Annotated in this window: 4 protein-coding genes; all 4 read left to right on the top strand. The window is 71.7% G+C overall.

The window, feature by feature from the left end:
* The first annotated feature begins 876 nt into the window (after window positions 1–876).
* Window positions 877–1326: an Rv3235 family protein gene (locus ACZ7IF_RS27810; RefSeq protein WP_470976580.1), complete on the top strand. Its 450-nt coding sequence runs from the start codon at window positions 877–879 to the stop codon at window positions 1324–1326.
* A gap of 62 nt (window positions 1327–1388) precedes the next feature.
* A complete protein-coding gene (locus ACZ7IF_RS27805) occupies window positions 1389–1889 on the top strand; it encodes a DUF6912 family protein (RefSeq protein ID WP_470976578.1) in 501 nt (166 codons plus the stop codon).
* On the top strand, window positions 1886–2554 hold the full coding sequence (locus ACZ7IF_RS27800; RefSeq protein ID WP_470976575.1) for an HAD family hydrolase: 669 nt from the start codon (window positions 1886–1888) through the stop codon (window positions 2552–2554). Before ACZ7IF_RS27805 ends, ACZ7IF_RS27800 begins: the two co-directional genes overlap by 4 nt.
* A 365-nt stretch (window positions 2555–2919) precedes the next feature.
* Window positions 2920–7920, top strand: a complete 5001-nt coding sequence (locus ACZ7IF_RS27795) for an NAD-glutamate dehydrogenase (protein WP_470976572.1) — start codon at window positions 2920–2922, stop codon at window positions 7918–7920.
* Window positions 7921–7931 lie beyond the last annotated feature (11 nt).

Here is a 7931-nt window from a genome sequence, read left to right as displayed (position 1 = left end):
CGGGCCGGTCCCTCAAGGGCGCTCCTTCGTCGCGTCACTTCGTGATCGCCTTCGGCGACCCTTGACCGACCGTCCCGCCCCGGAAAGCCGAAAGACTGCCGGGAAGCCCCCAAAAGAACGGTCACGGGGCAGGAGAAAAGGCGGCTCCCTCAGCGACGAGGCGAGGGGCCGGGCCTTGGCCAGCCGGGCATCCGAGCCCTCGGCAGTCGAAATTCCGAGCCGGGGCTCGACTACCCGCACGAGAGGTTGATCAGAGCGACCTGCGGAGCCTCCGGGCGCAGCAGATCGCTACGCGCTCCGCATTTCTCGGCGTCCGACGCCCGCCTTGGGCTGATACCCGCACCACATGTTGGTCAGAGCGCTGGGGGCAGCCGACAGGCGCGTCGGATCGCTACGCGCTTGGGACTGACGGGAAGCCCCCAAGCCGGCTGTGAGGCCGCCCGAGGGGGTACCGCCCCCCACCCCCCCCGCCCCCCACCCACCGGCCCGCAGACGGGGAGGCGGGTGGGCAACCACCGCCCGGGCCCGGGGGACGCGGGGGAGATGGCGGGCCCGAACCGAGAGCCGACGTACCCGCCGCGCCTGCGGAGAGTGACCGTCACGCCCCGGCCGCTCCTGGGCGTTCGTGGGGCCGGGAGGGTGACTTGGGGGTACTCCATCGAGCTCTTCGCGGCGGGGGTTCCGGCGTCCACCTGGGGGGTGTTCCGGGGGTGCGCGGGGGCTTGGGGGTGCGGGGTCGCCACACGGATAGGTGAACTTCGGCGGGGTGTCCGCGGCGGTCCGGCGACGGTTGCGGAGCGTGTTCGGCGGTCGTAGAAAACCCGCATCAAGTTACCGCCTGGTACCGCCGGGCTCGGTCTGATCGGGGGAATCGCCATGGACACCACCACGCGCGGCACGATCGGCGGCGAGGGCAGCCGCAGCAGGCCCGGCGGGGCGGGCCGGACGCGGCCCGTCGGCCGGCGGGACCAGCGGCGTCCGGCGGGGGTGCCGCGGCAGGTGCGCCGGCTGGCCCCCCACGACTGGTTCGCGGAGCGCCTGCTGGCGGTGCTGAGCGGCCAGCGCCCCGTCCACTCGCTGCTCGGCCTCACGGTGGGCGAGGCGTACGAGCAGCTGGTCACCCTCGCCCCCGCGGGGCCGCTGCGCGACCGGCTGCGCCCGGTGCTGCGCCACTGCGGCCGTTTCCACCCCGGCCCCGGGGTGATCGAGGCCTTCGCCCGCATCGCGACGGGGGACCGGGTCTCGGCGATGGCGTTCCGCCTGGAGCAGGGCCCCGACCGGCGCTGGCGGTGTGCGGCGGTGGAGGTCCGGGGCCCGAGGCCGTAGGCCCCGTCCCCGGGACCGAGTCGTATCCTGAGGGCGTTTCCGACTACCGAAAGCAGCCGGCCATGCGCGTGTACGTCCCCCTGACCCTCCCCGGGCTCGCCGAGGCGCACAAGGCGGGGGAGTTGGGGCCCGCCCCGCTCCGTGCGTACGCCGTCACGCCCGGGCTGCGCGAGTGGTACGTCTCGGACGACATCGAGGAGCTGGAGTACGCCGCCCTCAGCCGGGCCGCCCTCGCCTCGCTGCGGCTGCTGGCCGCCGACGCCGGCGCCCCGCGCAGGCGGGTCGTGGTCGCGGTCGACGTCGACGACAAGGCCGCCACCGCCGTGCCCGGGCTCGACGAGGCCACCCTCGGGCAGGTCACCCTCCCCGCGCCCGTACGGCTGAAGGTGGCCGCCGCCGTGCACGCCGACGCCGATGACGCCGAGGCCGACGTCGCGGCCGCCGCCGGGGCCCTCGCGGCCGCCGACGCGGGGGACGACGACGCGCAGTTCACCGTGGACGGCGCCGAGGACCACGAGCTGCTGTGGTTCGGCGTCCAGGAGATCCCGGGGCTGCTGGGATGAAGACCGGTGGAGCCCACATCGTGTGGGACTGGAACGGCACCCTGCTGCACGACATCGACGCCGTCATAACCGCGACGAACGCTTCCTTCGCCGAGCTGGGCTTCGACCCGATCACGCTGGAGCGGTACCGCGAGCTGTACGTCGTACCGGTGCCGAGGTTCTACGAGCGGCTGATGGGCCGCCTGCCCACGGACGCCGAATGGGTCGTCATGGACGAGGCCTTCCACCGCCACTACTGGGCCGCCGCCGAGAACGCCGGGCTCGCCGAGGGGGCGCGGGAGCTGCTGCGGGGGTGGGAGGCGGAAGGGCTCACGCAGTCGCTGCTGTCCCTCGCACCCCACGAGAAGCTCGTGCCCCTGGTCCGGGCGCACGGCATCGACGGGCACTTCCTGCGCGTCGACGGGCGTACCGGGCCCTCGCACACCTCCAAGGCGGGGCACCTCGTACGCCATATGGCCGCACTGGAGGCAGCCGGTGTGACCGCCCTTCGTACGGTCCTGGTGGGGGACGCCGTGGACGATGCGACGGCCGCGCGGCACGTAGGGGCGCGCGCCGTTCTGTACACGGGCGGGTCGCACAGCCGCGCCAGCCTGGAGTCCGCGGGGGTCCCGGTCGTGGACAGCCTGGCCGAGGCCGTCGCCATGGCTCGTGAGCTGGCCGGATAGGCCGGTAACGGACCGTTCCGGCCATGCCTCTGGCCAGACTGTCCAGGTTTTACCCCCGGTTTTGTACAGATGCAGTGAATGACGACCGGGGGGTGGGGCGAGATAGCCTTGACCCGTGATCAGCGCGATAGTCATCGGGGGCACTGACGCCCCCGACCCGCGCCCGGCGCGTCTTAGCGGCCGGGCCTTCGCTGATCCCCGCCGCCGGGACCTGTCGATCACGGTCGAACCCTTCCCCGGCGGCTCTCCCGACGCCGCGGCGTCGAAAACCGATCCGGACGGACATCCCGCCTCATCGCGGCGCTTTGTCATTCCTTCCTTCACCACCTACGTCACGCAATGGCGCGCGACAGGAGCCAGAGGACATGCAGACCAAGCTGGACGAAGCAAAGGCCGAGCTGCTCGCGCGGGCGGCACGGGTAGCTGAGAACAGCCCGGCCGGGGGGCTACTTCCGACTGGGTCCGAGCACGGCGAGCGCCCCGATCAGGGCACGACGCTCTCCTACCTCCAGCGCTACTACCTGCACACCGCCCCCGAGGACCTCGCCGACCGGGATCCGGTCGACGTGTTCGGCGCGGCGCTCTCCCACTACCGGCTCGCCGAGACCCGGCCGCAGGGCACCGCGAACGTCCGGGTCCACACCCCCACGGTCGAGGAGAACGGCTGGACCTCCAGCCACTCGGTCGTCGAGGTCGTGACGGACGACATGCCGTTCCTCGTGGACTCCGTGACGAACGAGCTGTCCCGCCAGGGCCGCGGCATCCACGTCGTGATCCACCCGCAGGTCGTCGTGCGCCGTGACGTCACCGGCAAGCTGATCGAGATCCTGGGCCCCGACTGCGACGCCCACGGTCCCAAGACCGCGCGCCCCCACGACTCCCTCGTCGAGTCCTGGATCCACGTCGAGATCGACCGCGAGACCGACAAGGCCGACCTCAAGCAGATCACCATGGACCTGCTGCGCGTCCTGTCCGACGTCCGCGAGGCCGTCGAGGACTGGGAGAAGATGCGCGACGCCGCGCTGCGCATCGCCGACGACCTGCCGGCCGAGCCCACCGCGCCCGACCTGCGCGAGTACGAGCTCGAAGAGGCCCGTGAGCTGCTGCGCTGGCTGGCCGACGACCACTTCACCTTCCTCGGCTACCGCGAGTACAACCTCGTCGACGGCGACGCCCTGTCCGCCGTGCCCGGCACCGGCCTCGGCATCCTGCGTTCCGACCCGGTCCACCACGGCCAGGAGGACGCGCACCCCGTCTCGCCGTCCTTCAACCGGCTGCCCGCCGACGCCCGCGCCAAGGCCCGCGAGCACCGCCTGCTGGTGCTGACGAAGGCCAACAGCCGCGCCACCGTGCACCGCCCCTCGTACCTCGACTACGTGGGCGTGAAGAAGTTCGACGCCGACGGCAACGTCGTCGGCGAGCGCCGCTTCCTCGGCCTGTTCTCCTCCGCCGCGTACACCGAGTCGGTGCGCCGCGTCCCGGTGATCCGCCGCAAGGTGTCCGAGGTCCTGGAGGGCGCCGGCTTCTCGCCGTCCAGCCACGACGGCCGCGACCTGCTCCAGATCCTGGAGACCTACCCGCGCGACGAGCTGTTCCAGACCCCGGTGGACAAGCTCCGCGAGATCGCCACCTCCGTGCTGTACCTCCAGGAGCGCCGCCGGCTGCGGCTGTACCTGCGCCAGGACGAGTACGGCCGCTACTACTCGGCACTCGTCTACCTGCCGCGCGACCGCTTCACCACCGGTGTCCGGCTGCGCCTGATGGACATCCTGAAGGAGGAGCTCGGCGGCACCAGCGTCGACTTCACCGCCTGGAACACCGAGTCGATCCTCTCCCGCATCCACTTCGTCGTCCGCGTCCCGCAGGGCACCGAGCTGCCCCTGCTGACCGACGCCGACGTCGAGCGCGTCGAGGCCCGCCTGGTCGAGGCGGCCCGCTCCTGGGCCGACGGCTTCGGCGAGGCGCTGACGGCCGAGCTGGGCGAGGAGCGCGCCGCCGAGCTGAGCCGCAAGTACGGCACCTCCTTCCCCGAGGGCTACAAGGCCGACCACTCGCCGCGCGCGGCCGTGGCCGACCTGTGCCACCTGGAGAAGCTCTCCGCCAGCGAGCGCCCCTTCGCGCTGTCGCTGTACGAGCCCGTCGGCGCGGGCCCCGGCGAGCGCCGCTTCAAGATCTACCGCACGGGTGAGCAGGTCTCCCTCTCCGCGGTCCTGCCGGTCCTCCAGCGCCTGGGCGTCGAGGTCACCGACGAGCGGCCGTACGAGCTGCGCCGCAGCGACCGGGTCAGCGCCTGGATCTACGACTTCGGTCTGCGGATGCCGCTGTCCACGGGCAACGGGGACGCGTACCTCGGCGACGACGCGCGCGAGCGGTTCCAGGAGGCCTTCGCGGCCGTGTGGACCGGCGAGGCCGAGAACGACAACTTCAACACCCTCGTCCTGGGCGCCGGCCTCACCTGGCGCCAGGCCGTCGTGCTGCGCGCGTACGCCAAGTACATGCGCCAGGCGGGCTCCACGTTCAGCCAGGACTACATGGAGGACACCCTCCGCAACAACGTCCACACCACGCGGCTGCTGGTCTCGCTCTTCGAGGCGCGGATGTCGCCGGGCCGCCAGGCCGCCGGCACCGAGCTGATCGACGCCATGATGGAGGAGCTGGACGGGGCCCTGGACCAGGTCGCCTCGCTCGACGAGGACCGCATCCTGCGCTCCTTCCTGACGCTGATCAAGGCGACCCTGCGGACGAACTTCTTCCAGAGCGCCGGCGAGGGAAGCGGCAGCAGGGGTCAGCTCGACGAGGCGGGCGAGCAGCACTCGTACGTGTCGATGAAGTTCGACCCGCAGGCCATCCCGGACCTGCCGGCCCCGCGCCCCGCGTTCGAGATCTGGGTGTACTCCCCGCGCGTCGAGGGCGTCCACCTGCGCTTCGGCAAGGTCGCCCGGGGCGGTCTGCGCTGGTCCGACCGGCGCGAGGACTTCCGTACGGAGGTGCTCGGCCTGGTCAAGGCGCAGATGGTCAAGAACACGGTGATCGTGCCGGTCGGCGCCAAGGGCGGCTTCGTCGCGAAGAACCTGCCGGACCCGTCGGTGGACCGCGACGCGTGGCTCGCCGAGGGCATCGCCTCGTACAAGATCTTCATCTCGGCGCTGCTCGACATCACCGACAACATGGTCGGCGGCGAGGTCGTGCCGCCGAAGGGCGTGGTCCGCCACGACGAGGACGACACCTACCTGGTCGTCGCCGCCGACAAGGGCACCGCGACCTTCTCCGACATCGCCAACGGCGTCGCGGAGTCCTACGGCTTCTGGCTGGGCGACGCCTTCGCGTCCGGCGGCTCGGCCGGCTACGACCACAAGGGCATGGGCATCACCGCCCGCGGTGCCTGGGAGTCCGTCAAGCGGCACTTCCGCGAGCTGGGCCACGACACCCAGAGCCAGGACTTCACGGTCGTCGGCGTCGGCGACATGTCCGGCGACGTCTTCGGCAACGGCATGCTGCTCTCCGAGCACATCCGCCTGGTCGCCGCCTTCGACCACCGGCACATCTTCATCGACCCGACCCCGGACGCGGCGACCTCGTACGCGGAGCGCCGGCGCCTGTTCGAGCTGCCGCGGTCCTCGTGGGCGGACTACGACACCGCCCTGCTGTCGGCGGGCGGCGGGATCCACCCGCGCAGCGCCAAGGCCATCCCGGTCAACGCGCAGATGCGCGCCGCCCTCGGCATCGAGGCGGGCGTCACCAAGATGACCCCGGCCGAGCTGATGCAGGCCATCCTGCAGTCCCCCGTGGACCTGCTGTGGAACGGCGGCATCGGCACGTACGTCAAGGCGACCGCCGAGACGCACGCCGACGTCGGCGACAAGGCCAACGACGCGATCCGCGTCAACGGCTCCGACGTCCGCGCCAAGGTCGTCGGCGAGGGCGGCAACCTGGGCCTGACCCAGCTGGGCCGCATCGAGTTCGCCCGCACCGGCGCCGGCGGCGAGGGCGGCAAGGTCAACACCGACGCCATCGACAACAGCGCGGGCGTGGACACCTCCGACCACGAGGTGAACATCAAGATCCTGCTGAACGCGGTGGTCGCGGACGGCGACATGACCGTCAAGCAGCGCAACAAGCTGCTCGCCGAGATGACCGACGAGGTCGGCTCGCTGGTGCTGCGCAACAACTACGCGCAGAACACGGCCCTGGCCAACGGTTCCGCCCAGGCCCCGAGCCTGCTCCACGCCCAGCAGCGCTTCATGCGTCGCCTGGGCCGGGACGGGCTGCTGGACCGCCAGCTGGAGTTCCTGCCCAACGACCGGCAGATCCGCGAGCTGCTCAACACCGGCAAGGGCCTGACCCAGCCGGAGCTGGCGGTGCTCTTCGCCTACACCAAGATCACGGTGGCGGACGAGCTCGTCCACACCGAGCTGCCGGACGACCCGTACCTGCGCCGCCTGCTGCACGCCTACTTCCCGGCTGCCCTGCGGGCGAAGTTCCCGGAGCAGATCGACGGGCACGCGCTGCGCCGGGAGATCATCACCACCCTGCTGGTCAACGACACCGTCAACACGGGTGGTTCGACCTTCCTGCACCGTCTGCGGGAGGAGACCGGCGCCTCGATGGAGGAGATCGTCCGGGCGCAGCTCGCGGCCCGCGAGATCTTCGGCCTGGCCGAGGTGTGGGACGCGGTCGAGGCGCTCGACAACCAGGTCGCCGCCGATGTCCTGACCCGGGTGCGGCTGCACTCGCGGCGCCTGGTGGAGCGCGGTACCCGCTGGCTGCTGAACAACCGGCCGCAGCCGCTCCAGATCACCGAGACCATCGAGCTCTTCGGGGCCCGGGTGGCGGAGGTCTGGTCGGAGCTGCCGAAGCTGGTGCGCGGCGCGGACCTGGAGTGGTACCAGTCGATCATGGACGAGCTGACCGGCGAGGGCGTGCCGGAGGAGCTCGCGGCGAAGGTGGCCGGCTTCTCGTCCGCGTTCCCGACGCTGGACATCGTCGCCACCGCGGACCGGACGGGCGTGGACCCGCTGTCCGTCGCCGAGGTGTACTACGACCTGGCCGACCGCCTGGACATCACCCAGCTGATGGACCGCATCATCGAGCTGCCGCGGTCCGACCGCTGGCAGTCGATGGCCCGCGCGTCGATCCGCGAGGACCTGTTCGCGGCGCACGCGGCGCTGACGGCCGACGTGCTGGCGGTGGGCAACGGCTCTTCCACTCCCGAGGAGCGCTTCAAGGCGTGGGAGGAGAAGAACGCGGCGATCATCGGCCGGGCGCGGACGACCCTGGACGAGATCCGGGGCTCGGACGACTTCGACCTGGCGAACCTGTCGGTGGCGATGCGGACGATGCGTTCGCTGCTGCGCGCCCACGCGTAGTCGCTGACGCG

This window comes from Streptomyces sp. NPDC037421 (assembly GCF_055602105.1).
The sequence above is the reverse complement of the archived record's forward strand: the minus strand, read 5'-3'. Positions and strand labels throughout refer to the sequence as shown.

Coding starts and splice junctions, on each gene's coding strand:
- ACZ7IF_RS27810 (WP_470976580.1), top strand. CDS start 877: ATGGACACCACCACGCGCGGCACGATCGGCGGCGAGGGCAGCCGCAGC.
- ACZ7IF_RS27805 (WP_470976578.1), top strand. CDS start 1,389: ATGCGCGTGTACGTCCCCCTGACCCTCCCCGGGCTCGCCGAGGCGCAC.
- ACZ7IF_RS27800 (WP_470976575.1), top strand. CDS start 1,886: ATGAAGACCGGTGGAGCCCACATCGTGTGGGACTGGAACGGCACCCTG.
- ACZ7IF_RS27795 (WP_470976572.1), top strand. CDS start 2,920: ATGCAGACCAAGCTGGACGAAGCAAAGGCCGAGCTGCTCGCGCGGGCG.